Genomic DNA, 26,427 nt, shown 5'->3' with positions numbered 1-26,427 from the left:
TTATCGAATTTGTCCATTTCCATGAACATACCATTTATTGGTTACTAAATGTTGCAAACCTATGGGACCACGTTGGTGCAATTTATCGGTGCTAATGGCTAACTCACCACCCAAACCTAATTGTCCGCCATCGGTAAAACGTGTAGAAACATTGTGGTAAACCGCTGCTGTATCCACATTTTCCATGAAGGTTTTAGCTTCATTATCATTTTTTGTTATAATGGATGAAGAATGTCCGCCTGAATATTTGTTTATCATAGCAATAGCTTCTTGTGTTGAAGCGATTTCACCTATAACAATTTTATAATCTAAGAATTCTTTATACCAAATGTCGTCTGATTCTATAGCGTTTACTGAATGATTTTTTGAAACCACCTCATCGCCAAAAACCTCAACATTAAATGTCTTTAATTTTGAAATTAACGTAGCTATAAAGGCTTCTTTATTGTCTAAATTACTATCAATTAAAACCTTGTCTAATGCATTACAAGCCGATATTTTCGTGGTTTTTGCATTTAAAATAACCTCCAAAGCGATATCTAAATCGGCATCCTTTTCAACATACACAAAATTATTACCGCGACCACTTATTATAACCGGACAAGTAGCATGCTCTTTAACGAATTCAATTAAGCGTTCGCCTCCACGAGGTACAATTAAATCGACTCTTTGCGTAGGCTTTTCAAGAAATGCTTGCGTTTCTGTTCTGTTAAATTGCAAATAGGCTACCCACTCGGTTGAAGCGCCATGCATCTCTAAGGCTTTATGCCACAACTCGACTATTTTTAAATTAGAGTTTAAAGATTCTTTACCACCTTTTAGCAAAATTTTATTTCCCGATTTAAAAGCAATCCCTGCAGCTTCCACAGTAACATCGGGGCGCGATTCGTAAATAATTAAAACTGTACCAAACGAAGCGGTTTTATTATAAACCTGCATGCCGTTTTCGTGTTTAAAACTAAAACGTTCGACTCCAACCGGATCTTCCTGCGATGCTAAATGCGTCACAGATTTTATCATTTCATCTACCTTAGCATCATCCACCTTTAAGCGGTCGTACATAGAAATATCATCGCCATTATAAGCTTCTAAATCGCCTTTGTTTATGGCTATAATGTGTTTTCGCTCTGCTTCCAAAAGTTTTGCCATTTCTAGCAAAACAGCGTTTCTTGTTTCTATGGATAATAAGGTATTCATTAGTTTTTAATGATAGATTATTTTTATTTAATTCGTCTCAAGACTACTCTTTAAAGCATCAAAAAACGTATCGATGTGTTGTTTTTTTATGGTTAAAGGCGGTAAAATTCTTAAAAGCTTTTTATTAGATGCACCACCAGTAAAAATATGGTGCTCGTAAATAAGTTTTTTTCTTAAATCACCTACTTCAAAATCAAATTCAAGGCCCAACATTAAGCCTCGACCTTTTATATTTTTTATTTGCGGAATGGTTTTAGCGACCGAAACAAAATAATCGGCCATTTGGTTCGCATTATCCATTAAATGTTCGTCTTCAATGGTATTTAAAACCGCCAAACCTGCGGCACAAGCCAAATGATTTCCACCAAATGTAGTTCCTAACAAACCATATTTAGCTTCAATATCTGGATGAATTAAAATGCCACCAATAGGAAAACCATTCCCCATACCTTTGGCAATAGAAATAATATCGGGCGTTACATTGTAATGCTGAAAGGCAAAGAATTTACCCGAACGCCCGTAACCCGATTGCACTTCATCTGCAATAAACATGGTATGATTCAATTTACAAAGCGCGTAAACTTGCTCGAAAAAGTCTGTAGTACCTTGGTCTAAACCACCAACACCTTGAATAAATTCAACTATAACAGCACAAACATCGCCTTTTTCTAATTCTTTTTTAACACCTAAAATATCATTCAACTCTAAAAAAGTTACTTGTTGTTGCGCATTAATTGGTGCTACAATACCCGGATTATCGGTTGCTGCAACAGCCGCAGATGTACGTCCGTGAAAACTATTTTTAAAGGCAATAACACGCGATTTACCGGTTTTAAACGAGGCTAATTTTAAAGCATTCTCGTTGGCTTCGGCTCCCGAATTACATAAAAACAATTGGTAACCAGCACAACCCGAAAGGGCTTCTAATTTGTTAGCTAATGCTTCTTGAATGGGGTTTTGAATCGCATTAGAGTAAAACCCTAAAGTTTTAACCTGGGTGGTAATAGCATCTACGTAATTGGGGTGCGCATGCCCAATAGAAATTACGGCATGGCCACCATATAGGTCTAAATATTCGGTACAATTTTCATCGTACACATACATATCTTTACCAGATACTGGTGTTACATTATATAATGGATAAACGTCAAATAATGGCATTTTAATTCTTTTTAATTTGATTAATTTTTTCAAATGAAGCAACAATACCTTGTATCAAGGCAGAACTTAATCCGTTGTGCTCCATAGCATTTAAACCTTCAATCGTACAACCACTAGGTGTAGTAACGCGGTCTATTTCTTGTTCTGGGTGTTTACCAGACTCAATTAACAAACTCGCAGCACCAAAGCAGGTTTGTGTTGCCAGTTCATGTGCTTCATGTGCCTCAAAACCTAATTGAATAGCACCTTGGGTTGTAGCACGCACAAGGCGCATCCAGAAAGCAATACCACTAGCACAAATAACCGTTGCAGCCTGAATTAATTCTTCAGGAATCACCAACGAAGTTCCTAACTGATTAAAAACATCTTGAGCCAAACCAACTTTATCCTGTGCCTTCTCGTTAGGCGCAATACACGTCATAGATTTACCAATAGAAATCGCCGTGTTTGGCATCACACGAATAATATTTTTATCCTTACCAATAATAGCCTCAATTCTAGGAATTTCAACACCAGCAGCCACAGAAATTATAATTTGATCCTCTGTAATTATTGATGCTACGCTTTCTAAAACCTTGTCGATATGCTTGGGTTGTAAAGCAAAAATTACCATATCGGCGGCTTGAACAGCAGCCAAATTATCGTTGGTAACTGTTACGTTAACAAGCGAATTATAAGCATCTACATTGGCTGTATTTTTATCACTTAAAAATAAAGCTGTAAACGTATTATTTTTTATAAGTCCTTTAGCAATCGAACTTCCTAAATTACCTGTTCCAATAATGGCTATTTTCATTTTCAACTTATTTATGCCTAAAATTCGCGAATACACGGGCGTTGTATCGTTGCTATAATGGCTGTTTTTTTAATTATTTCAATCTGTTTTGGCGTTACCACAAGGGTCGCGCTTTTCGCTATATCTTTTTTCCGTTCCTCCAAAAAGGATGCCGCTGCAATCGCTAACGCAACCTACTAGCCAACGACCACCCTAATTCAAGAAATATAAACTTTCTAAAAGTAGGTTGCTTTTAGGTGTAACCCTTCGGTTTCTTCCATTCCAAACATTAAATTCATGTTTTGAATAGCTTGTCCAGAAGCACCTTTCAATAAATTATCAATCACACTTGTAACCAGTAATTTGTCGCCGTGCTTATGTAAATGAATTAAACATTTATTCGTATTAACCACTTGTTTTAAATGCAATTCATCTTCAGAAACAAATGTAAATTCGGCATCTTTATAAAACTCTTTATATAAATTTTTAGCACCTTCCAACGATCCTTGAAAATCGGTGTAAAGCGTTGCGAAAATACCTCTCGAAAAATTCCCTCTATTAGGCATAAAAAGAATCTCAGAATCAAAGGCGTTTTGCAACTGTTTAACCGACTGGTTAATCTCTCCTAAATGTTGGTGAGTAAAAGGTTTGTAATACGAAAAGTTATTATCTCGCCACGTATAGTGCGTCGTTGCAGATAACGATGTTCCTGCTCCCGTAGCACCTGTAACCGCATTAATATGCACATCGCTATTTATCAAACCTTCACTTGCCAATGGTAATAAGGCTAATTGAATCGCTGTTGCAAAACAACCTGGGTTTGCAATATAATTTGCAGACTTTATAGCTTCTTTTTGTAATTCCGGAAGCCCATAAACAAAGGTTTTGTCTTGAAAAACCTTATCCTTTTCCAGTCTAAAGTCATTTCCTAAATCGATAATTTTAGTGGTATTAGAAAACGTGTTTTCAGATAAAAACTTCACAGAGTTTCCATGACCTAGACATAAAAACAAGACATCTACCTCCGGATTTATGGTGTCTGTAAATTCTAATTCTAAAGACCCAATTAAATCTTGATGAATTTTACTTATTTTGTTTCCTGCATTCGATGTACTGTACACAAAGTTTATTTCGGCATGTGGATGATTAATTAATAATCTTACCAACTCACCTGCTGTGTAACCTGCACCTCCAATAATACCAACCTGAATCATAATTTAAGAATTGTTTACTTGTTGATATATTTTATTTTGATTTCCAAAGATTTTAATAAATCCTTTAGCTTCATCTGGAGTCCAACCTTTATTTTCTTCACCATAACTTCCAAACTTCGCATTCATTAAATCATGCTCCGAAGTAATACCATCTAAAGTGAAGTGGTAAGGTTTTAAACTTACAACCACATCACCAGAAACCATCTCCTGACTGCTTTGTAAAAAGGCTTCCATATTTCGCATAACCGGATCTAAATATTGTCCTTCATGCAAATGCATGCCGTAAAAACTAGCAATATATTCTTTGTGTTGTAATTGCCATTTTGTTAAAGTATGTTTTTCAAGTAAATGATGTGCTTTTATAGTAATTAAGGCCGCAGCAGCTTCAAAACCTACACGCCCTTTAATACCAACAATGGTATCACCTACGTGAATATCTCTACCAATAGCATAGGCAGATGCTAAATTGTTTAAAGTCTCTATATTAATTTCTGGGTCGTTTTCAACACCATTTACAGCTACCAACTCCCCTTTTTCAAACGTTAGTTTTACTTTTTCTTCATCGGTATGTTTTAACTGCGATGGATATGCTTCACTTGGCAACGGTTTGTTTGATGTTAAGGTTTCAGAACCTCCAACACTGGTTCCCCAAAGCCCTTTATTTACAGAGTATTTTGCTTTTTCCCAAGACATATCAATGCCATTGGCTTTTAAATAATCTATTTCCTCTTGTCTTGATAGTTTTTGGTCTCTAATAGGCGTGATAATTTCTATCTCTGGTGCCAAGGTTTGAAAAATCATATCGAAACGAACCTGGTCGTTACCAGCGCCTGTACTACCATGAGCAATATATTCGGCACCTATGCTTTTAGCGTATTCTATAATTTCAATAGCTTGAATAATACGCTCGGCGCTTACCGATAACGGATAGGTGTTATTTTTTAAAACATTACCAAAAATTAAATACTTTACTACTTTTTGGTAAAATGTTGCAACAGCATCAATATTTTTATACGAAGTAACACCCATTTTATAAGCATTAGCTTCAATTTGATCTATTTCTGCTTTTGTAAAACCTCCAGTATTTACGCTGGCTGCATGTACTTCAAATTTTTTCGATAAACTAACTGCACAGTAAGAGGTATCTAAACCGCCACTATATGCTATTACTAATTTTTTCATTTTATTACTTTTTTTGATACTCGTAAAACGAACACCTATTTATTTTTTATCCTTTTTTAAAAACATAGCTTCTTTAATATGCTTCAACCTATCAAAAACCTTTTCTTTAATTTTTATTGGCTCGGTCTTTTTTGCTTTTGGGTCGTATAGCATCCCTGTACACAAACACATTTTTCTATTAGTACGTGTTAATACATCGTAGTTTTTACAAGTTTGACAACCATCCCAAAAACTAGGATCGTCTGTTAACTCCGAGAATGGCACCGGTCTGTATCCTAAATCGGTATTCATTTTCATTACGGCCAACCCTGTAGTGATACTAAATACTTTAGCATCTGGAAATTTCTCTCTGGAATGCTTAAATATTCTATGTTTTATTTTTTTTGCTAAACCAGCATTACGGTAATCGGGATGTACAATTAACCCGGAATTGGCTACATATTTACCATGACCCCAAATTTCTATATAACAAAACCCTGCAAATTTATCGCCATCTAAGGCAATAACAGCATTTCCATTTTCTAATTTCTTGGTTATATATTCAGGATTACGACGTGCAATACCAGTGCCTCTTACTGCTGCAGATTCGGCAATAGTTTCACAAATGATATCTGTGTATTTTGTATGTGATTTATCGGCAATTAAAATTTCCATTATAATTTTTAAAAATTTTTATTAAAACGTTTATTTTTCTGTTAGTAAACTGGACACACCTAGTTTTTAAAATAAAAATACAGCCACTAGGGGCGACGTGGAAATATATAACCGAAGTAGCGCTTATTAAATAAACAGCTAACTAAATTTTGGAATGTTATAAAAGATGATTTGTTCACTATGAGAAAAAAATTAAAATGACGTTTTGGTTTGGCTCCTAAAATAAGAATATTAGCGGCGGCGACTGCGCACGGGTAAACCGGGGATAGTACAACGTATTTTATTTTTTAATGTTTTCATAATGTAAAACTAAAGTTTTATTTAATACAAAATTAAAAACCGTTTATTTTTTTTATGAGAATTATTAATATCTTTATTTTTAAGTTATTATAATTGAGATTATTCAAACACAACAATTTAATTCTACTTTTATTTTAAGAGTTTTAAATAGTAAAAGTAGAATTAATTGGTTGTTTACTTAAAGAATATAATCTGTACTGATAAAATTAGAGGCTTTTGTCTCTAAAAGCTCATTTAAAATAGCATTGTTATAAGCATTATCCTTAGAAGCTACAAAGGTTCTTATAGAAAACGATCGCAAAGCATCGTGCACACTTAAAGTACTAAATGCCGAATCTTTTCTTCCCGTAAATGGATACACATCTGGTCCGCGTTGGCACGAACTATTTAAGTTAACTCTACATACTAAATTTACTAAAGTATCAATTAATGGTGCAATCGTTTTAACGTCTTTTCCAAACAAACTTACTTGTTGTCCGTAATTAGATTCTGCCATATCATCTAAAGGCTCATCGATATGAGAAAACGGCACCACAGGCACCACAGGACCAAACTGCTCTTCGTTAAACACACGCATTTCTTTAGTTACCGGGTATAACACTGCAGGAAAAATAAAGTTTTCTGTAATCTCACCTCCTTTTTTATTAAGTAATTTAGCTCCTTTACTGGTAGCATCGTCTATTAATTCTTTAATATAGGCTGGCTTTTCAACTTCTGGTAATGGCGTTAACTTAACGCCTTCTTCCCATGGATTACCAAATTTAAGCGCATCTACTTTTTCTGAAAAACGCTTATTAAATTCCTCAACAATAGAATCATGAACATATAAAACTTTTAAAGCCGTACAACGTTGTCCGTTAAAAGATAATGCCCCTGCAATACACTCGTTAACGGCTAAATCTAAATCGGCATCGGGTAAAATAATGGCAGGATTCTTGGCTTCTAACCCAAGAACCATACGCAATCTATTCCCTTTAGGGTGCACAGATTGCAGGGCATTGGCAGATTTACTATTACCAATTAATGCTAAAATATCAACCTTTCCAGATTGCATTATGGGCGTTGCTAATACACGTCCACGACCATAAACAACGTTTACAACACCTTTAGGAAAACTACTTTGAAAAGCCTCTAACAATGGAGAAATTAATAAAACACCGTGTTTCGCCGGTTTAAAAACAACTGTATTCCCCATAATTAAAGCAGGAATAAGTAGCGAAAACGTCTCGTTTAAAGGATAATTATAAGGCCCCAAACATAAAACAACTCCCAGTGGACCTCTTCTTATGTGTGCATAAACGCCATCATTTTTTTCAAATTTTGCCGAATCTCTATCAATTTGTTTATAATCTTCAATAGTATCGTAAATGTAATCTACGGTTCTGTCGAACTCTTTTTCAGAATCTGGTAAATTCTTACCAATTTCCCACATGAGTAATTTTACAACTTCGGCGCGCTTGGTTTTCATTTGAGTTACAAATTTTTCCATGCAAGCGATACGATCTAAAACTTTCATGGTTGGCCATAACCCTTGCCCTCTATCGTAGGCATTTAAAGCAGCATTTAATGTCTCCATAGCCTGAGCTTCACCTAAATTTGGAATTGTTCCCAGTAAGGTTGGTTTATAATCTTGGGTTGAAGAAATTGTAGAATAAACTTCTGTTTTTTCTCCATCCCAAACTTTTAGTTCACCATCGACCAAATAGGTGTTTTGATGTAAAAGCGATGTGATTTTATAGGGTGCTGGAATGGTGTTTATGGCTGTGCTCATAGTCATGAATCTTTTAATTAAAAACTAAAGCTAATATAATGATATTAAAGCGAAAAAACCCTTTAAACACAAGGGGTTTAAAATAAATATTGAATTAATAACGTTCGGTTATTAACTAAATAAAATATGCAGTTCGCAATCGTTTTCGTCTAAATAAAAATCAGAAATAAAATATATAAATTTAACTGATTACACTAAAAACTGAAACAACTCGGGTTTATTATTTAAGTAGTCTCCGTAAAAATTTCGCTGTTTCATTCGTGCAATTAGCGGCTCTAAATCACTAGACGATTTCAATTGAATACCTACCACTGCCGAACCATTTTCTCTGTTTGTTTTCTTGGCATATTGAAAATGGGTAATATCATCATTCGGACCTAAAATATTTACCACAAATTCTTTTAAAGCACCGGCACGCTGAGGAAATGTTACAATAAAATAGTGCTTTAAATTCGCATATAGCAAGGCACGTTCTTTAATTTCGGCTGTTCGCGTAATATCATTATTACTTCCACTAACAACACATACCACATTTTTCCCTTTTATTTTATCGGCATAAAAATCTAATGCAGAAATACTCAAAGCTCCGGCCGGTTCTACTACAATGGCATCTTTATTATAAAGTTCCAAAATAGTTTCACACACTTTGCCTTCGGGAACGGTAATAACATCATGTAACGTTTCTTTACAAATGGCAAAAGTTAAATCGCCTACGCGTTTTACTGCAGCTCCATCAATAAACTTTTCAATGTGATCTAACTCTGTATTTACATTGTTTTTTATTGAAACTTGCATCGAAGGGGCACCTTCGGGCTCAACCCCAATAATTTTTGTATGGGGCGACATATTTTTAAAAACTGTAGATAGTCCAGCTGCTAAACCTCCACCACCTATGGCAATAAAAACATAATCTAAAGGCACAGTTGTTTGTTCTAATATTTCTAAACCAATGTTTGCCTGCCCTTCAATAACTTTTTCGTCGTTAAAGGGGTGTATGAATGTTTTTTTAAATTCATCGCACTCAATCATAGCCGCATGGTAAGCATCGTCGTAAGTATCACCAACCAGTTTGATATTTATATAATCTTCCCCAAACATTTTAACCTGTTCAATTTTTTGATTAGGTGTTGGTGCTGGCATATAAATAACACCATGTATTTTAAGCAACTTACAAGACAAAGCCACGCCTTGCGCATGGTTACCTGCACTAGCACATACAACCCCATGAGCAGACTCTTCTTTTGTTAGTGAGCTTATTTTATTGTAAGCCCCTCTAATTTTATAGGAGCGTACTTGTTGTAAATCTTCGCGTTTTAAAAGAATATTAGCATCGAATTGTTTTGAATACCTTTGGCTTGCCCCTAAAGGCGTAACTGCCGATACTTTTTTAATGGTATCGGCAGCTACTTTTATATTATCAATACTAGGAAAATAGGTTTTTTCCTTATTCATAATCATTACTTTTTTTCTGTTTACACAGAGAATTTAATATTTAAAAAAAGCCTTAAGAATGTATCATTAAGGCTTTTCACTTGTAATTAAACGATTGGTTTCATAGCGGTCATGGAAGCTCTTAAGAAGGATCCGATTTTTTCAACCGGGTGCTCTCTTAATGCTTTGTTTACTGCTATTAATTTTGCATTATCTACACCTTTTCCGTTACTTGAAGCATACGCTTTACCAATAACATCGGTATCGATTTTCTTCATGAAATCTCCTAATAAAGGTTTACAAGCGTGATCGAATAAATAACAACCGTACTCTGCTGTATCAGAGATTACGCTGTTCATTTCGTATAATTTACGTCTTGCAATGGTATTTGCAATAAGTGGTGTTTCATGTAACGACTCGTAGTATGCCGATGCATCGATAATTCCAGAATCGGTCATAGCCTCAAAAGCTAATTCTACACCTGCTCTTACCATAGCCACCATTAATACACCATTATCGTAGTATTCTTGCTCTGAAATTTCAACATCTCCAGCTGGTGTTTTTTCGAAGTTTGTTTCGGCAGTTGCTGCTCTCCAGGTTAATAATTTTTCATCATTATTAGCCCAATCTTCCATCATTCCGCTAGAAAAACGACCTTCCATAATATCATCCATATGTTTTTGGAATAACGGACGCATGATATCTTTTAATTCTTCAGATAATTCAAAAGCTTTAATTTTTGCTGGGTTAGATAGTCTGTCCATCATGTTAGTAATACCACCATATTTAAGACCTTCAGTAATAGTTTCCCAACCGTATTGAATTAATTTTGAAGCATATCCTGGTTCGATACCTTTTTCTACCATTTTGTCGAAACAAAGAATAGAACCTGTTTGTAACAATCCACATAAAATGGTTTGCTCACCCATTAAATCTGATTTTACCTCAGCAATAAAAGACGATGCTAATACACCTGCTCTATCACCACCAGTAGCTGCTGCATAAGCTTTCGCTTGAGCCCAACCTTTTCCTTCTGGATCGTTTTCTTCGTGTACCGCTATTAATGTTGGTACACCAAAACCTCTTTTATACTCTTCTCTTACCTCTGTACCTGGACATTTAGGCGCCACCATAATAACGGTTAAATCTTCACGGATTTGCGTACCTTCTTCAACAATATTAAAACCATGAGAATACGATAATGTTGCTCCTTTTTTCATTAAAGGCATTACAGCATTTACAACACTTGTATGTTGTTTATCTGGTGTTAAGTTTAAAACTAAATCGGCTGTTGGAATTAATTCTTCGTAAGTTCCAACATTAAATCCGTTCTCGCTTGCATTTACATACGATTTACGTTTTTCGGCAATCGCCTCTGCACGTAAAGCATAAGAAATATCTAAACCAGAATCTCTCATGTTTAACCCTTGGTTTAAACCTTGAGCTCCACAGCCTACGATAACAATTTTTTTACCTTTTAATACATTTACACCATCTTCGAATTCTGAAGAATCCATAAATCGACACTTCGATAATTGAGTTAATTTATCTCTTAACGATAGTGTGTTAAAATAATTTCCCATTTTTAATTTTTAGTTATTATTGGTTATTGAATGCTAAAAGCAATTCTGTTACTTTCATTTCGTCTTTTGTTACTGCAATACGACCGGCACGCACAAATTGCATAATACCGAATACGTTTAAATCTCGACGTAAAGATTCAATTTCGTTTCTTCTGCCAGATTTTTCTAAAACAAAAAACTCTTTGTTTACCGTTACAATTCTGGCATTACTTTCTTTTATAATATTTTGAATTTGAGGCTCTTCAAATAATAAAGCCGATTTAATTTTAAACATACATGACTCCGTGAAAATTGTTTGCTCGTCTGTATGATAAAATGCTCTAATAACCTCAATTTGTTTTTCAAATTGACCAACAATTTTCTTTGCTTGAGTTTCTGTAATGTTAACGACTATTACGAAACGGTTTACACCATCAATTTCAGATTGCGATGTTGTTAAGCTTTCAATATTGATATGTCGGCGTTGAAAAATAGCTGATATACGATTTAATAACCCAATGTTATTTTCGGTGTAAATTGAAATCGTGAATGTTTTTATTTCTTCGTTCATTTTTATAAAAGATAAAAGAGAAAAGATGATAGAGAAAAGACAGTGTTGACTTAATTAAACCCTATTTCACAAACATAATCATCTTTATTCTCTGTTCTATTTTCTTTGTTCTTAATTCTTCAATTAGCTTAAACGTATATCTGAAACAGAAGCTCCTGTTGGTATCATTGGAAATACATTATCTTCTTTCTCTACACACACCTCTAAGAAATAAGAGTTTTCTGAAGCTATCATTTCTTTAATAGCGCCTTCTAATTCTTCGCGTTTACTGATGCGTTTTGCTTCAATATAGTAGCCTTTTGCTATGGTTACAAAATCTGGATTCGTCATTTCTGTTGAAGCGTAGCGCTTATCGAAAAACAACTGTTGCCACTGGCGTACCATACCTAAAAACTCGTTATTTAAAACCACAATTTTTACTGGTACTTTTTGTTGAAACACCGTGCCTAATTCCTGAATATTCATTTGAAAACCACCATCGCCAATAATAGCTACAACATGTCTGTCTGGCGCTGCCATTTTAGCCCCAATAGCTGCTGGTAAAGCAAACCCCATGGTACCTAAACCACCAGAGGTAATATTACTTTTTGAGACGTTAAAATCGGCATAACGACAAGCAATCATTTGATGCTGACCCACATCAGACACAATCGCTGCGCTACCTTTGGTTTCAATATTTATTTGCTTTAATACCTCACCCATGGTTAAACCTTCTTTGGTTGGGTATATATCATTTTTTATTACTTTTTCAAATTCAATATCATATAAATCTTTGAATTCTTGTAACCAAGCATCGTGTGATTTTGCTTCAAGTAATGGTAACAATTGCGCTAAACTATCTTTTGAGTCACCAATAACAGCAACATCGGTTTTTACATTTTTATCAATCTCGGCTGGATCAATATCAAAATGTACCACTTTAGCTTGTTTAGCGTAGGTGTTTAAATTACCCGTAACACGGTCGTCGAAACGCATACCAATCGCTATTAAAACATCACACTCGTTTGTTAATTTATTAGGCGCATAATTACCATGCATACCAACCATACCAATATTTAAAGGATGTGAGGTTGGAATTGCAGACGCTCCTAAAATAGTCCAAGCCGATGGAATACCTGCTTTTTCTATAACTGCTTTCAATTCTGCTTCAGCTTTACCAAGAATAACACCTTGACCCCAAACAATCATTGGTTTTTTAGCTGAATTAATAATATCGGCCGCTGCTTTTACAGCCTCCGGATTTGTTTTTGGAACAGACGTATAACTTCTAACGCCTGTACATTTTTTATATTCAAAATCTAACTCACCAAATTGAGCATCTTTTGTGATATCCACAAGAACTGGACCTGGTCTTCCACTTCTGGCAATATAAAAAGCTTTCGCTAAAACACCAGGAATCTCAGATGCCTTGGTTATTTGGCAACTCCATTTGGTAACGGGTGTAGATATACCTACAATATCGGTTTCTTGAAACGCATCGCTTCCTAATAAATGAGATGCTACCTGACCCGTAATACACACTAAAGGTGTTGAGTCTATTTGTGCATCTGCAATACCTGTAATTAAGTTTGTTGCACCTGGACCCGATGTTGCAATGGCAACACCTACTCGCCCAGAAATACGAGCATAACCTTGTGCTGCATGCGCTGCACCTTGCTCGTGTCTAGTTAAAACGTGATGAATTTCGTTTTGAAACTTATACAACTCATCATAAACAGGCATGATAGCGCCTCCTGGATAACCATATAGAATGTCCACGCCTTCTGCTATTAAACTTCTAACAACTGCTTCGCTTCCTGGAATTCTAATAGTATTATTTGCCACAACCTGTGTTTTATTTTGTGTTTCTGTTTTCATACGCGTCGTATTGAGATTTCCGCTGTAGCGGAAATGAAAAATCTTCTATTTAAAATGCATCTGTAACACAACCTTTTGAGGCCGATGCTACCGATTTTGCATATTTATACAATATACCTTTATTATGTTTTAACGCAGGTTCTTGCCATTGTGCTCTACGCTCTGCTAATTCCTCATCAGAGATTAAAACATTTATTGAGTTGTCTTCTGCGCTAATTTTAATTCGATCGCCTGTTTTAAGCAAACCAATGGTTCCACCATTTTGAGCTTCGGGAGTAATATGACCTACCACAAAACCATGCGTACCACCAGAAAAACGACCATCGGTAATTAATGCTACCGATTTTCCTAATCCAGCACCCATAATTAATGATGTTGGTTTTAACATTTCTGGCATACCTGGACCACCTTTTGGCCCTACATAACGAATAACCACAACATCGCCTTTGGCTACTTCGCCGTTTGATATTCCTGTATTTGCAGCCTGCTCGCCATCGTAAACCACAGCTTTTCCTTCGAAAACCAATCCTTCATTACCAGATATTTTTGCTACAGCACCTTCGGTTGCTAGGTTTCCATAAAGAATTTGTAAGTTTCCTGATGATTTTAATGCTTTATCTTTTGGATAAATAACATCTTGATCGTTTTCAAACTTAAGCGGCTCTACATCTTTTAAGTTTTCGGCCAACGTTTTTCCTGTAACCGTCATACAATCGCCATGTAAATAACCATTATCTAATAAATATTTCATTACGGCAGGTGTTCCTCCAATACCGTGAACATCTTCCATTAAATATTTTCCACTAGGTTTTAAATCGGCAATTAATGGTGTTCTATCACTTACACGTTGAAAATCTTCTAAAGTAAATTCGATATCTGCTGCATGAGCAATGGCTAAGAAATGCAACACCGCATTAGTAGAGCCTCCAAGAGCGTTTACAAGAGCAATCGCATTTTCAATGGATTTTTTTGAAATAATATCTAGAGGTTTTAAATCTAATTCCAATAAATTTTTAATAGCAATAGCTGTTCTTTCGCTTTCGCTTAATTTATTTGGATTTTCTGCAGGGATCGATGAGTTGTAAGGCAAAGCAAATCCCATACATTCAATAGCCGAAGCCATGGTGTTGGCAGTATACATACCCCCACAAGCACCAGCGCCTGGAATGGCACTTTTTATAATTTCTTTGTATTCTTCTTCGCTAATTTCTCCAGCTACTTTTTGACCTAAAGCTTCAAAAGCCGAAACAATATTTAATTTTCTTCCTTTATATTTTCCTGAAGCAATGGTTCCGCCATACATCATAATTGACGGACGATTTAAACGTAACATCGCAATTATAGCACCTGGCATATTTTTGTCACAACCAACAATAGCTATTAAAGCATCATAACTTTGAGCATTCATAACCGTCTCAATAGAATCGGCAATAATATCTCTGGAAACTAATGAATAGTTCATTCCCGATGTTCCCATAGAAATACCATCACTTACGCCAATAGTATTAAATCCTAAACCTACTAAACCAGCTATGTTACATTCAATTTTTACCTCATCTTTCAATTTGTTTAAGTGCATATTACAAGGATTTCCATCGTATCCTGTACTGGCAATACCCACTTGTGCTTTATTCATATCCTCTTCTGTCAAACCTACTGCGTATAACATGGCTTGTGAAGCTGGTTGAGATTCATCTTGTGTTAATCTTTTACTATGCTTATTAAGTTCTTTCATTATTATTACGAATATTTTATAAAATATCTTATTTCTTTAGTTATTATTCTGAAATTTTAAGATTTCTCTTAAAATAATTCAATAGCTTAATTTGAGGATGTGAAATTAATTATTTTAGGTTTTTACAATTCCTGTTTTTTATCCTTTTTGGTTAAATCCACCTACTTTATATATTATATAAACATCTGTTTTACAGTGTTTTAAATCAATTTTTTTATGATGTTCAAAATGAAAAATTAAAACATAAAAAAAGCCTTCATTTTAAAGAAGGCTTGGAATTTTAATATGTAAATTAATATAGCCTCCTTAGCATTGTGAGATAATCACAACGATAATGACAGAAACTATATTTAAAATGTATTTTTTCATGATTGAATGGCAAATATTTAAATTTTAAATGTAATACACAACTTATTGCCTACTCAATTTCAATAAAAAAAGAAAATTATTAATTTAGTTAAAACGTTTTTTTAAAATTCAAACCGAGCAATTTAAATGATTTTTAACATAAAGTGATTTAGTTTTACTTTAATTTTTTTACTTTTGCACTCACAAAATAATAGAGGAAAGATTTGACTGATTGCAACCTCTTCTGATTGATTTTTTTGAACAAAACAATTCATAAATTAAAACAGAATAAAAAATGCTAAAGGCAGTGCGAACTTCCTTCGACGTTATCGTCAAATCTTGCAATAAAATAAAAATATATGGCTTATTTATTTACTTCAGAGAGTGTTTCTGAAGGACACCCAGATAAGGTAGCAGATCAAATTAGTGATGCTTTAATCGATAATTTTTTGGCGTTCGATAAAGAATCGAAAGTAGCATGCGAAACGTTAGTAACTACCGGTCAAGTAATTCTTGCTGGAGAAGTTAAATCGCATACCTATTTAGATGTACAAAAAATAACAAGAGATACTATTAATAAAATTGGCTATACCAAAGGCGAGTATATGTTCGACGGCAACTCGTGTGGTGTATTATCTGCCATTCATGAACAATCTGAAGACATAAACCAAGGTGTAGATCGTGGCAGCAAAGAAGAACAAGGTGCAGGCGACCAAGGTATGATGTTTGGATACGCTACCAACGAAACCGAAAATTTTATGCCTTTAGCCTTAGATTTATCGCATAGAATTTTAATTGAATTGGCTGCGCTGCGTCGTGAAAACAAAGACATTACTTATTTAAGACCAGACTCTAAAAGCCAGGTAACTATCGAATATAGCGACGATAATGTTCCGCAACGTATTGATGCTATCGTAGTTTCTACGCAGCATGACGATTTTGCCGACGACGAGACCATGCTTGCTAAAATTAGAAAAGATATTGTTGAAATTTTAATACCGCGTGTGGTTGCGAAATTACCTGAACCTATTCAAGCGCTTTTTAATACCAATATTAAATACCATATTAACCCAACCGGCAAATTTGTAATTGGTGGACCTCATGGCGATACCGGACTTACAGGACGTAAAATTATAGTAGATACTTACGGTGGTAAAGGTGCTCATGGAGGTGGTGCTTTTTCTGGAAAAGACCCAAGTAAAGTAGACCGTAGTGCTGCTTATGCAACACGCCATATAGCTAAAAACCTGGTTGCTGCTGGAGTTGCCTCAGAAGTTTTAGTACAAGTAAGTTATGCCATTGGTGTGGTAGAACCTATGGGAATTTTTATAAACACCTACGGCACTTGTCCGTTTAACATGACCGATGGCGAAATAGCCGAAATTGTATCGAAAGTATTCGATATGCGCCCGTTTGCTATTGAAGAGCGTTTAAAATTACGCGCACCAATTTACAGTGAAACAGCCGCATACGGCCATATGGGACGCGAAAACGAAATTGTTACAAAAACGTTTACGCAGCCAAATGGCGAAAGCGTTACCCTAGATGTAGAATTGTTTACCTGGGAAAAATTAGACTTTGTAGACAAAGTAAAAGAGGCATTTAGTTTATAATTGGGTAAACCTTTTCATGTAATTTGTATCGAGAATTAATTCTCTATTTTAAAACTAAAGTTCTCGATACAAGTTTACATAGTAAATTAAACAACCTGAACCACTATCATTTAAAATAACTCAAAATGTACTACGAGTTATTTTAGTTCTAACTATCTAAATATTATTTTTGCAACCATGGACACTATTAAACAGGTTACAAAAAAATTACAGCGCGCTACAGCAGAAGCCATTAAACAGTTTTCTATGATAGAAGCTGGCGACCGTATTATGGTATGTCTTTCTGGTGGTAAAGACAGTTATACCTTGCTGGATATGGATGCTACATTTTCAAAAAGTAGCACCCATTGCTTTTGAAATTATAGCCGTTAATTTAGACCAAAAACAACCTGGATTTCCAGTAGATGTTTTACCAAATTACCTCAACAATTTAGGTGTAACCTATAAAATTATAGAGAAAAACACTTATAAAATTGTGATAGAAAAAACACCTGAAGGAAAAACAACCTGTAGTTTGTGTTCCCGATTAAGACGCGGCACGCTTTATGAAGCAGCCCGAGACTTAAAATGTAACAAACTAGCTCTGGGGCATCACCGAAACGATATTTTAGAAACATTTTTTCTTAATTTCTTTTTTGCCGGAAAAATGGAAACCATGCCACCCAAATTTAAAAACGATGCTGGCGATTTAATCGTACTTAGACCCCTGGCTTTTTGCAGCGAAGATGATATTGAGACGTATTCTAATTTGGTGCAATTCCCCATTATACCCTGTAATTTATGTGGTTCACAGGAAAATTTACAGCGTAAAAAAGTAAAACAAATGATATCGGATTGGGAAACTGAATTTCCAGACAGAAACACCATTATGATGCATGCTTTACAAAATGTGTATCCTTCGCACCTTTTAGACCATAATATTTACAATTTTAATACGCTGGAAAGTAACGTCGATGAAACACAACTTTCTTAAGAAGTGCCATTTAATACTTTTTTTGAATTGTATTTTACAAACCTTATGAAATAAAAAAAGCAAGCTAAAATAGCTTGCTTTTTTTTGTGGGGAGAGCAGGATTCGAACCTGCGAAGACTTAGTCAGCAGATTTACAGTCTGCCCTCGTTGGCCGCTTGAGTATCTCCCCAAAACCGTGCGCAAATATATTATAGTTTCGTAACTATGCAAAATAAAATCCCACTATTTTACAATTCATATCTTAACCTAAAAGAAACAAACAAAGGTTGTATAAAATATTCGGTGGCACTTACAGAAACTGCTCCTGTATTACTGGTACTTTGTGATTTGGTATTGAACAAGTTAGTCGCTTTTATTTCATATTCGAACTTCGCATCTTTATCTTTTCGGTATGCTAACGAAGCATTTAAAAATTCGAAACTATTCAATGTTTTTTCTTCGTTACTAAAATTATTATACGAATAATCGGTTTTAAAAGTTAATGTTTTAAAAATTAAAGCATCAAATTCTATCGATGGCGATTTCGTATAAAACTTCGTATTATTGTTTCCTTGGTTATTATCTTGTATGGTATATCGATAAGCGATCTCCACATTGGGAGCTGTTTTAAAATTAGTTCTTAACTCGGTTCTGTACGTTTGAGAAAAACTTTCACTAACCGATTGAACATTCTGTATAAACTGGTTAAATTTCGAATAGTTTAAATTTGTATTAATTGAAGTTCTTAATTTTCCAAACGAACGCTGAAATCTGGCATTCGCACTAGCACTCTCATCGGCAAAACCCGAATTAAAGGGTGTACTTACACGTACTACACTTCCGGGCTCAAAAATAGATGTGTTTCTTATATTATCGATGCTTTTATTATAGTTTAAACTGGCAAACACATTGGTATAATTAAACATATTAAAACTAAAATAGGATACGTTTACATTGTGAGACAAGGCATTTGCTAAATCCGGATTACCAGAAAACAACGAACTATAACTGTTTAAAACCAAGCCTCTAGCAAATTTAGACACATCTGTAAATTGTGTTTGCATACTATAATTAAATGTTAAGGACTCGCTTTTTTTCAATTGCATTAACACGTTTAAGTCTGGCAATAATCTAAAAAAGTTATCGGTGGTTTGCGTATTAAACTGCGTGTTTTTAGCACTGTAAGCATGTGCAGAAAACCCTGGTGTAAAAGTAAATATACCCGATTTTAATCGGTAATGAGCTGCCAAATACACATCGCTAAAATTATATTTTATTTCGTTAGAATCTAGCCCGTTATTAATGGTTGGAGTTGGGTTAAACACCGAATTATCATCTAAAAATTGAAAAATATCAGAATCAAATTTTTGAGTACTTAAAATAGTTCCTATGGTGAAATTGATATCACTTTTATTATTTAATATATTCCAATAATCTAATTTAGCATCCATTTGATTGGATTTTACACGCTTCTCTTGTGCTAAATTATAATTTATCTGGGCGCCTTCTAACCCTAAGTTATTGGCAGTGCCTTCGTAATTAGCTTTATCATCTAAAACAGCATTATAAAAAGGGTCTTCATCTTGTAATAAATGCTGAATTTCTAATGCAAAAATATTAGTCTCATTTAAAGTATAGTAGTAGTTTAAATTCTGATTAATACTGTAAGGACTCGAACTTTCCAACTCTAGAATATTTCCGTTTACGGTTGAAAAAAAGTTTTGATCTTGAGATTCTTTTGAAAGTCGCCCTAAAATATCGTAATCTAATTGATTACTCGCATTAGGCTTATATTTTGCCGATAATTTAAGCATGCCCAAATCGCTTTTCTGGTAGGTGTAACTTTCGGTTCTTTCGTCTGGAATACCTAAAGCAGGATCTGTGTAAACTACATCTCTGTTTTCTTGCAGCTGGGTTCTGGAATTTGAAAAAATTCCAAAGCCACTTAAATCCAAGGCTTTATTTGGTGACCAGCTAAAATTTGCTGCACCAAATTTGGTTTTTATGTCTTTTGCTCGGTTGTTTTGAGCTGTTAGAAAACCTAAATTATTACTTCCTAAATCAATATTAGTTCCACTTTTTTGACTCGGATTTCTAAAACCGCCTGTAAAATTGAAATAGTCGCGACGCGAAAAGGCTACTTCACCTAAATTATTAATATCGGTTATGGTATTAATGCTGTAATTAGGACTGTAATAAAATAATTTTGGCTGAAAAAGATATAATCCATTATTATTGGAGCTACCACCACCGGCGGTAACATTACCAAACCAAAAATTCTTTTTCCCTTCTTTTAGCTTGATGTTTATGGCTATATTATCTTGATTGTTGGTTACACCACTTAACTGCCCTACATTGGCATAATTTTTCAAAACTTGCACTTTATCGACAGCGTTCGATGGTATGTTTTGTGTTGCTAATTTGGAATCGCCATCAAAAAAATCTTTGCCATCAACCATTACTTTAGACACGACTTTCCCTTCAACCTCTATCTGTCCGTCGTCGTTAACTTCAACACCTGGTAAATTTTTAAGCACATCGCCTAATTTTCTTTCGGTGCCTGTATTAAAAGAATCTGCATTATAAACAATGGTATCACCTTTAATGGTTACGGGCATTTCGTAAACCAGTTCAACTTCATCTAAAGCATTATCACTTTGTAATGTGATATCTTTTGCAATATCAACTTCTTTAGTTTCTATAAAGGTTTCATTCATTTTCATCCCTATATAACTTACTTGAAGTTTATAAGAGGTATTCTTTTTTAAAGTAAGACTATAACGACCTGTTTCGTTTGTTATTCCGTATGAATCTAAAGCTTTGGTAGCTTGGTTGATAGCGACCACATTTGCAAGTTCTAAAGGCGTACCAATACTATCTTTTACGACACCTGTTATTTTTACTTGACTAAAGGCTATGGAACTTGTTATGACAAATAACAATGAGAAAATTTTTATTTTCATATAATTAAGGTTAATTGAAAATGGGGCCTATCTACGTCCGCCTCGACTTCTAAAATCAGCACGCATTTCGGCAGTTTTCTTTATTACAATCTCATCATATGCTGCTTTGGTAACTTCTTTTCCTTTTGAAGGTGCTTTAATTTCAATTTTTTCGGTAGGATTTAAAATAATTTTAGAACATAAAATGGTGGTTCTATCTGCATTCAATTCTAATATTAAACCAGGTAACCCCCAATATTCACCGGGGCCTTGGTTAACAGGTATTTGCAAAGTATACCAGGCTACAAGGTCTATTTCTTTGGTTTTTTTTTCTTCTTCATCGTTTGACGGCCTTCCAAAACCAGGTGAATCGGGAACTGTTTTTTTAGCCGTTGCTTTAAAACACATATAATTCCCTATTTGTTTGGTCTCACTACCCATAATCCAATTAATTTTTGGTAACGAGTCGCTTATTAAAAACTGCTTTCCAAAAAACTCTTGGTCTTGCAATAATTTTTGCTCCCTAATATTTTTGTATTGAGGCCCAGAACTCAAGCTACCCATCATAACTCTCCATGGGCTTCCACCGCCACCGGGAGCATCTAATTTTTCTTCTTCCTTGTAAACAGATTCAATTTGATTAAAGCTAAGAATATATGTTTTCTCTAACATACTTTTCATACGCTGGGCAATTTCTTTTTTACGTTCCTCACTTATTTGACCACCTCCAAAATTACTCATATCGATGGTTGTCTTCGATTCGTAATAGGCTACGCCTTGAAAATCTTTTTGAGAAAACGAAATAAAAAAGCTAAAAAATAATAGGCTTAATATCCCCTTTTTAATTATTACTAAATTCATTGATAGATGTTTTTTGATTAATAAATAAGAATGCAATTTTTATTAAGACGTGAAATTCTGAATTTAGTTTAAATAATTGGTGTTAAATTTTCTTAAAAAATAAGAAACAGAGTAAAATTTAATTTTTTAAGCGACAAAAGCCCTACTTAAATAAAAATCATTTTGAATTAATTGAAAATAATTTTCAAAAAAAACTAATTGAATTTTGTATTTTGCGCGCTACAATGAAATACTTACACTTACTTTTTTTACTATTTACTTCATCAATTTTTTCGCAAAACCAAATTGATGCTACTTTAATTAAGGAGACCACTTTAGAAGTGGACACCCTAGTTGGCATTAGTAATTTCAACAACATTTATTATATTTTAGATAATGTACTTTTTAAGAAAAGTGAAGAAACTAAGGGTTTAGATATTGGCTACACAAACTTTCAACTGGGTAATATAACTTCGGCAAATACTTTTAATCCTTTAAAAATAAATATTTTTTACAAAGAGTTTAATACAGCTATTATTCTTGATAACCGCTTGTCTGAAATATTTAAAGTTGAGTTTAATAACATACCACCTTATAAAAACGTAAGTCATATTGCTACGGGTAACGATAACAGCATCTGGATTTTCGACCAAAACACACAACAACTCGAAGTTTTCGATTATAAGAGCCAAACAACAAAATCTAAATCACTGCCTATTGAAGGCACTATTTTAGATATAAAAAGCAATTACAATACCTGTTGGCTTCTAACAAACGACTATATTTTAGTTTATAATTACTTTGGAAGTTTAATAAAAAAAGTACCCAACAACGCCTTTGAAAAACTAGAAATAAATAATGAAAATATCTATCTTCAAAAGGGGAATAATTTATATTATCTTGGCAAAGACTCTGAAATTATTATCCCCATTAAGTCGTTAAATTTAACAATAAAACAGTTTTTTGTAACCGGGGAAACCTTGTATATTTACAACAACGAAAAGCTGCTGGAATACCAAATAAAAATCGATTAATTATGCATATTGCTATTGCTGGAAATATAGGCGCCGGAAAAACAACGCTTACAAAATTACTTGCAAAACATTACAAATGGGAAGCACAATTAGAAGATGTGGTTGACAATCCTTACCTAGACGATTTTTATAACCAAATGGCTCGCTGGAGTTTTAATTTACAAGTTTACTTCTTAAACAGTAGGTTTAGGCAAGTTTTACAAATTAGAGAAAGCGGTAAAGATATTATACAGGACAGAACCATCTATGAAGATGCACATATTTTCGCTCCCAACCTGCATGCTATGGGTTTAATGACCAACCGCGATTTCGAAAATTACAAAGCGCTGTTCGAATTAATGGAATCTTTAGTTCAAGGTCCAGACGTTTTAATTTATTTAAGAAGCTCTATTCCTAATCTGGTTTCACAGATCCATAAACGTGGTCGCGAATACGAAAACACCATAAGCATCGACTATTTAAGCCGTCTTAACGAACGTTACGAAGCCTGGATTCATGGTTACAATAAAGGCAAATTATTAATTATTGATGTTGACAATCTGGATTTTGTAGATAATCCTGAAGATTTAGGAAGCATCATTAACACCATTGATGCTGAAATAAACGGCCTTTTTTAACACTAATCAGCTTTTTTCAGAATTTAAAATAAGGCTTTAACATTTTGTTATCAGCTTAATACTTGGCTATTGGTTATTTTCGTGGTTCCTAACCCTATTAATAGCTTTACATGAAAAAAATTACCTTCCTGTTATTTAATGTGCTAGTAAGTTTTAATTTTTTATTTTCTCAGCAAGTTTCTGAAGAAATAAAAACACCAACTCCCAATTACAGATTAGCATCAAAATATTCTCCTACCAATCTGGCAAAATTAGTTCACTCGACAACTGTGAGACCTAATTGGCTGGAAAAAGGAAATAGGTTTTGGTATCAATACAAAACCACAAACGGCTCTAACTATTACATTGTAGATGCCGACAAAAAAACTAAAACCAAATTGTTTGACAATGCTAAGATGGCAAAATGGTTAACCGAAATAACCAAAGATCCTTACGATGCGCAACACCTACCTCGTTTCGATTTTGAATTCGTAAAAAATGAAACCGCCATTCGTTTTAGAGTAACTTCTAATGAGGAAGTTGAAGTAAAAGAAAAAGAAGAAAGCGAAACCACTACCGATAGCACCTCAACTAAAAAAGAAACAAAGAAATCACCTAAAAAAGAGAAAAAAGTATACTATTTTGAATATACACTAGGCGGCAACGGGCTTGCCGTTATAAATAACGATAAAAAAGAAAAAGAAGATTGGAAAAAATGGGCCAATGTATCTCCAGATAGTACCGTTGTTTTATTTTCTAAAAACCACAATCTATACTGGATGGATAAAGAAAACTTTTTAAAAGCGGTAAAAGACCCCAAAGACAGTACGATTGTAGAAAACCAATGGACCAAAGACGGCGTAGAATATTTTGGTTACAGCAGTTATGGTAATGAAAACAATGTAGAAAAAGAAAAAAACAAAAACGACCGTAAATACATTCGTGGGCACTGGTCGCATGATTCTAAAAAGTTTGTTTACGAAAAAACCGATTCGAGGCACATTAAAGACCTTTGGGTAATTAATACCGCCACAAACGAACGCCCTACTTTAGAAACCTATAAGTACCACATGGCTGGCGAACAAGAATTCTATAAATCGTATATTGAAATATTCGATATTCCTTCTAAAGAAATAAAAACAGTTAAGCTGGACACTACAGTGCAACAAAGCATAGGTATTTATAGTTACGACTATAAAAAATCGAATAACAGTGAGCACAAACCGCGTTTACTGCTCTCTAAAAAAAACAAAATTTACTACAGTACCATTAGCCGCGATAGAAAAAATTTAGACATTGAGGTAGCCGATTTAAATACAGGAGAGACTAAAACACTCATAAAAGAATCGTTTAATACCTACATAGAAAATAGCGGAAAAAAAATTGTTCTTATTAATAATGAAAGTGAAATAATTTTTTGGTCTGAAAGAGATGGTTGGGGTCACTTTTATTTATACGACAGCAACGGAAACTTAAAAAGACAAGTAACCTCTGGCGAATTTCATATAGATACTTATGAAGGTTTCGATGAAAGCACCCGAAATATTTACTTTACCGCCAACGGTGTTAACAAAGACGAAGACCCGTATTTTTCACATTTGTATAAAATTAACTTAAATGGTACGGATTTAAAATGCTTAAATCCTGGAGATTTTAATACAGAAATCGATCTTTTCGATTCTAATAAATATTTTGTTAGCAACTATTCCAAGGTTAACACCGTACCAAAAACTGAATTAAGAAACGAAAACGGTTCGTTAGTTTTAAAATTAGAAGAAGCCGATTTATCACAGCTAATGGCTTCAGGCTACAAATTTCCGGAGCCATTTAAAATGAAGGCAGATGATGGTATAACAGACATTTATGGTGTTATGTATAAACCATTCGATTTCGACGAAAACAAAAAATACCCAATTATAGAATATGTATATCCGGGTCCGCAAACCGAAGCTGTAGCAAAATCATTCTCAATTAATATGAACTATACAGACCGTATGGCTCAAGTTGGATTTATTGTGGTAACTCTAGGAAACCGAGGAGGACACCCTGCACGATCAAAATGGTATCATACTTATGGCTATGGTAATTTAAGAGATTACGGTTTAGCCGATAAAAAATATGTTGCCGAACAATTAGCTGATAAATATTCTTTTATAGATATTAACAAAGTGGGCATTTTTGGGCACTCTGGTGGCGGATTTATGTCGACCGCAGCCATGTTAGTTTATCCAGACTTTTTTAAAGTAGCTGTTTCATCGGCTGGAAATCACGATAACACCATTTACAACAGTTGGTGGAGTGAAACCCATCATGGTATTGATGAAGAAAAAGATGAAAAAGGCAACGTTATTTACAAATATGCCATCGATAAAAACCAATCGTTAGCAGAAAACCTAAAGGGTAAATTAATGTTAGTTACAGGTGATATTGATAATAACGTTCACCCAGGAAGCACCATTAGAATGGCCGATGCATTAATTAAAGCGAACAAACGTTTCGATTTTATGCTTATGCCCGGACAAAGACATGGCTTTGGATCTATGAACGAATATTTCTTTTGGCTAAAAGCAGACTACTTTAGTAAGTATCTTTTGGGCGTAGAAAACACAAACGTTGATATCACAGAAATCAATCGGGATATTCCTCAAAAAAACTAAATAAAAAAACCACGCCAAAAGCGTGGTTTTTTTAT

At 34.3% G+C, this 26,427-nt stretch carries 20 protein-coding genes and 1 tRNA gene; 6 read left to right on the top strand and 15 right to left on the bottom strand.

The window, feature by feature from the left end; all coding sequences use genetic code 11:
• The 12 genes from AW14_RS05850 to ilvD all read right to left on the bottom strand — a co-directional run bounded on the left by AW14_RS05850 (position 1) and on the right by ilvD (position 15,410).
• Positions 1 to 1,197, bottom strand: coding sequence for a glutamate-5-semialdehyde dehydrogenase (locus tag AW14_RS05850; protein WP_044637965.1), 1,197 nt, complete (start codon positions 1,195 to 1,197; stop codon positions 1 to 3).
• Positions 1,198 to 1,224: 27 nt separating this feature from the next.
• A complete protein-coding gene (locus AW14_RS05845) occupies positions 1,225 to 2,358 on the bottom strand; it encodes an aspartate aminotransferase family protein (protein ID WP_044639511.1) in 1,134 nt (377 codons plus the stop codon).
• Between the two features lies 1 nt (position 2,359).
• Positions 2,360 to 3,154 (bottom strand): pyrroline-5-carboxylate reductase, encoded by a 795-nt coding sequence (proC, locus tag AW14_RS05840; protein WP_044637964.1) that lies wholly within the window; start codon positions 3,152 to 3,154, stop codon positions 2,360 to 2,362.
• 215 nt (positions 3,155 to 3,369) lie between these two features.
• A complete protein-coding gene (argC, locus tag AW14_RS05835) occupies positions 3,370 to 4,347 on the bottom strand; it encodes an N-acetyl-gamma-glutamyl-phosphate reductase (RefSeq protein ID WP_044637963.1) in 978 nt (325 codons plus the stop codon).
• 3 nt (positions 4,348 to 4,350) lie between these two features.
• The gene (locus AW14_RS05830; RefSeq protein WP_044637962.1) at positions 4,351 to 5,529 is read right to left on the bottom strand and encodes an argininosuccinate synthase; all 1,179 of its coding nucleotides are present in this window, start codon (positions 5,527 to 5,529) and stop codon (positions 4,351 to 4,353) included.
• Between the two features lie 39 nt (positions 5,530 to 5,568).
• Positions 5,569 to 6,183 carry a GNAT family N-acetyltransferase gene (locus AW14_RS05825; RefSeq protein WP_044637961.1) on the bottom strand — a complete coding sequence of 205 codons (615 nt, stop codon included), beginning with the start codon at positions 6,181 to 6,183 and terminating at the stop codon, positions 5,569 to 5,571.
• Between the two features lie 478 nt (positions 6,184 to 6,661).
• A complete protein-coding gene (locus AW14_RS05820; RefSeq protein ID WP_044637960.1) occupies positions 6,662 to 8,254 on the bottom strand; it encodes an NADP-dependent glyceraldehyde-3-phosphate dehydrogenase in 1,593 nt (530 codons plus the stop codon).
• A 189-nt stretch (positions 8,255 to 8,443) separates the two neighbouring features.
• Positions 8,444 to 9,706: a threonine ammonia-lyase IlvA gene (gene ilvA, locus AW14_RS05815; protein ID WP_044639510.1), complete on the bottom strand. Its 1,263-nt coding sequence runs from the start codon at positions 9,704 to 9,706 to the stop codon at positions 8,444 to 8,446.
• Positions 9,707 to 9,792: 86 nt separating this feature from the next.
• Positions 9,793 to 11,268: a ketol-acid reductoisomerase gene (ilvC, locus tag AW14_RS05810; RefSeq protein WP_044637959.1), complete on the bottom strand. Its 1,476-nt coding sequence runs from the start codon at positions 11,266 to 11,268 to the stop codon at positions 9,793 to 9,795.
• Positions 11,269 to 11,284: 16 nt separating this feature from the next.
• Positions 11,285 to 11,818, bottom strand: coding sequence for an acetolactate synthase small subunit (gene ilvN, locus AW14_RS05805; protein ID WP_044637958.1), 534 nt, complete (start codon positions 11,816 to 11,818; stop codon positions 11,285 to 11,287).
• 123 nt (positions 11,819 to 11,941) lie between these two features.
• Positions 11,942 to 13,675 carry a biosynthetic-type acetolactate synthase large subunit gene (gene ilvB / locus AW14_RS05800; RefSeq protein WP_044637957.1) on the bottom strand — a complete coding sequence of 578 codons (1,734 nt, stop codon included), beginning with the start codon at positions 13,673 to 13,675 and terminating at the stop codon, positions 11,942 to 11,944.
• Positions 13,676 to 13,724: 49 nt separating this feature from the next.
• On the bottom strand, positions 13,725 to 15,410 hold the full coding sequence (gene ilvD / locus AW14_RS05795) for a dihydroxy-acid dehydratase (protein ID WP_044637956.1): 1,686 nt from the start codon (positions 15,408 to 15,410) through the stop codon (positions 13,725 to 13,727).
• Between the two features lie 707 nt (positions 15,411 to 16,117).
• Here ilvD and metK point away from each other — a divergent pair.
• The 3 genes from metK to ttcA all read left to right on the top strand — a co-directional run bounded on the left by metK (position 16,118) and on the right by ttcA (position 18,344).
• Entirely contained in the window at positions 16,118 to 17,371 is a 1,254-nt protein-coding gene (gene metK, locus AW14_RS05790; protein WP_044637955.1) for a methionine adenosyltransferase, read from the top strand.
• Positions 17,372 to 17,548: 177 nt separating this feature from the next.
• On the top strand, positions 17,549 to 17,728 hold the full coding sequence (locus tag AW14_RS15070; protein WP_245617624.1) for a hypothetical protein: 180 nt from the start codon (positions 17,549 to 17,551) through the stop codon (positions 17,726 to 17,728).
• On the top strand, positions 17,691 to 18,344 hold the full coding sequence (gene ttcA / locus AW14_RS05785) for a tRNA 2-thiocytidine(32) synthetase TtcA (protein ID WP_245617623.1): 654 nt from the start codon (positions 17,691 to 17,693) through the stop codon (positions 18,342 to 18,344). Before AW14_RS15070 ends, ttcA begins: the two co-directional genes overlap by 38 nt.
• Positions 18,345 to 18,431: 87 nt before the next feature.
• On the opposite strand, the gene AW14_RS05780 is transcribed toward ttcA, so the two are convergent.
• From AW14_RS05780 to AW14_RS05770, 3 genes are all read right to left on the bottom strand, one after another.
• A tRNA-Tyr gene (locus AW14_RS05780) sits at positions 18,432 to 18,513 on the bottom strand.
• Positions 18,514 to 18,571: 58 nt separating this feature from the next.
• Positions 18,572 to 21,286, bottom strand: coding sequence for a TonB-dependent receptor (locus tag AW14_RS05775; protein WP_044637954.1), 2,715 nt, complete (start codon positions 21,284 to 21,286; stop codon positions 18,572 to 18,574).
• Positions 21,287 to 21,313: 27 nt separating this feature from the next.
• A complete protein-coding gene (locus AW14_RS05770) occupies positions 21,314 to 22,126 on the bottom strand; it encodes a GLPGLI family protein (RefSeq protein ID WP_044637953.1) in 813 nt (270 codons plus the stop codon).
• Positions 22,127 to 22,350: 224 nt separating this feature from the next.
• Between AW14_RS05770 and AW14_RS05765 the strand changes: the two genes are divergently transcribed.
• The 3 genes from AW14_RS05765 (at position 22,351) to AW14_RS05755 (ending at position 26,392) form a co-directional block, all read left to right on the top strand.
• On the top strand, positions 22,351 to 23,139 hold the full coding sequence (locus AW14_RS05765; protein ID WP_044637952.1) for a hypothetical protein: 789 nt from the start codon (positions 22,351 to 22,353) through the stop codon (positions 23,137 to 23,139).
• Between the two features lie 2 nt (positions 23,140 to 23,141).
• Positions 23,142 to 23,756 (top strand): deoxynucleoside kinase, encoded by a 615-nt coding sequence (locus AW14_RS05760; RefSeq protein ID WP_044637951.1) that lies wholly within the window; start codon positions 23,142 to 23,144, stop codon positions 23,754 to 23,756.
• Between the two features lie 110 nt (positions 23,757 to 23,866).
• On the top strand, positions 23,867 to 26,392 hold the full coding sequence (locus AW14_RS05755) for a S9 family peptidase (protein ID WP_044637950.1): 2,526 nt from the start codon (positions 23,867 to 23,869) through the stop codon (positions 26,390 to 26,392).
• The last annotated feature ends 35 nt before the right edge of the window (positions 26,393 to 26,427 follow it).

This window comes from Siansivirga zeaxanthinifaciens CC-SAMT-1 (assembly GCF_000941055.1).
Taxonomy (GTDB): Bacteria; Bacteroidota; Bacteroidia; order Flavobacteriales; family Flavobacteriaceae; genus Siansivirga; species Siansivirga zeaxanthinifaciens.
The sequence above is the reverse complement of the archived record's forward strand: the minus strand, read 5'-3'. Positions and strand labels throughout refer to the sequence as shown.

What these genes read in the sequence shown, in the direction of transcription:
- AW14_RS05850 (WP_044637965.1), bottom strand. Translation starts at nt 1,197, where the DNA reads ATGAATACCTTATTATCCATAGAAACAAGAAACGCTGTTTTGCTAGAA.
- AW14_RS05845 (WP_044639511.1), bottom strand. Translation starts at nt 2,358, where the DNA reads ATGCCATTATTTGACGTTTATCCATTATATAATGTAACACCAGTATCT.
- proC (WP_044637964.1), bottom strand. Translation starts at nt 3,154, where the DNA reads ATGAAAATAGCCATTATTGGAACAGGTAATTTAGGAAGTTCGATTGCT.
- argC (WP_044637963.1), bottom strand. Translation starts at nt 4,347, where the DNA reads ATGATTCAGGTTGGTATTATTGGAGGTGCAGGTTACACAGCAGGTGAG.
- AW14_RS05830 (WP_044637962.1), bottom strand. Translation starts at nt 5,529, where the DNA reads ATGAAAAAATTAGTAATAGCATATAGTGGCGGTTTAGATACCTCTTAC.
- AW14_RS05825 (WP_044637961.1), bottom strand. Translation starts at nt 6,183, where the DNA reads ATGGAAATTTTAATTGCCGATAAATCACATACAAAATACACAGATATC.
- AW14_RS05820 (WP_044637960.1), bottom strand. Translation starts at nt 8,254, where the DNA reads ATGAGCACAGCCATAAACACCATTCCAGCACCCTATAAAATCACATCG.
- ilvA (WP_044639510.1), bottom strand. Translation starts at nt 9,706, where the DNA reads ATGAATAAGGAAAAAACCTATTTTCCTAGTATTGATAATATAAAAGTA.
- ilvC (WP_044637959.1), bottom strand. Translation starts at nt 11,268, where the DNA reads ATGGGAAATTATTTTAACACACTATCGTTAAGAGATAAATTAACTCAA.
- ilvN (WP_044637958.1), bottom strand. Translation starts at nt 11,818, where the DNA reads ATGAACGAAGAAATAAAAACATTCACGATTTCAATTTACACCGAAAAT.
- ilvB (WP_044637957.1), bottom strand. Translation starts at nt 13,675, where the DNA reads ATGAAAACAGAAACACAAAATAAAACACAGGTTGTGGCAAATAATACT.
- ilvD (WP_044637956.1), bottom strand. Translation starts at nt 15,410, where the DNA reads ATGAAAGAACTTAATAAGCATAGTAAAAGATTAACACAAGATGAATCT.
- metK (WP_044637955.1), top strand. Translation starts at nt 16,118, where the DNA reads ATGGCTTATTTATTTACTTCAGAGAGTGTTTCTGAAGGACACCCAGAT.
- AW14_RS15070 (WP_245617624.1), top strand. Translation starts at nt 17,549, where the DNA reads ATGGACACTATTAAACAGGTTACAAAAAAATTACAGCGCGCTACAGCA.
- ttcA (WP_245617623.1), top strand. Translation starts at nt 17,691, where the DNA reads ATGCTACATTTTCAAAAAGTAGCACCCATTGCTTTTGAAATTATAGCC.
- AW14_RS05775 (WP_044637954.1), bottom strand. Translation starts at nt 21,286, where the DNA reads ATGAAAATAAAAATTTTCTCATTGTTATTTGTCATAACAAGTTCCATA.
- AW14_RS05770 (WP_044637953.1), bottom strand. Translation starts at nt 22,126, where the DNA reads ATGAATTTAGTAATAATTAAAAAGGGGATATTAAGCCTATTATTTTTT.
- AW14_RS05765 (WP_044637952.1), top strand. Translation starts at nt 22,351, where the DNA reads ATGAAATACTTACACTTACTTTTTTTACTATTTACTTCATCAATTTTT.
- AW14_RS05760 (WP_044637951.1), top strand. Translation starts at nt 23,142, where the DNA reads ATGCATATTGCTATTGCTGGAAATATAGGCGCCGGAAAAACAACGCTT.
- AW14_RS05755 (WP_044637950.1), top strand. Translation starts at nt 23,867, where the DNA reads ATGAAAAAAATTACCTTCCTGTTATTTAATGTGCTAGTAAGTTTTAAT.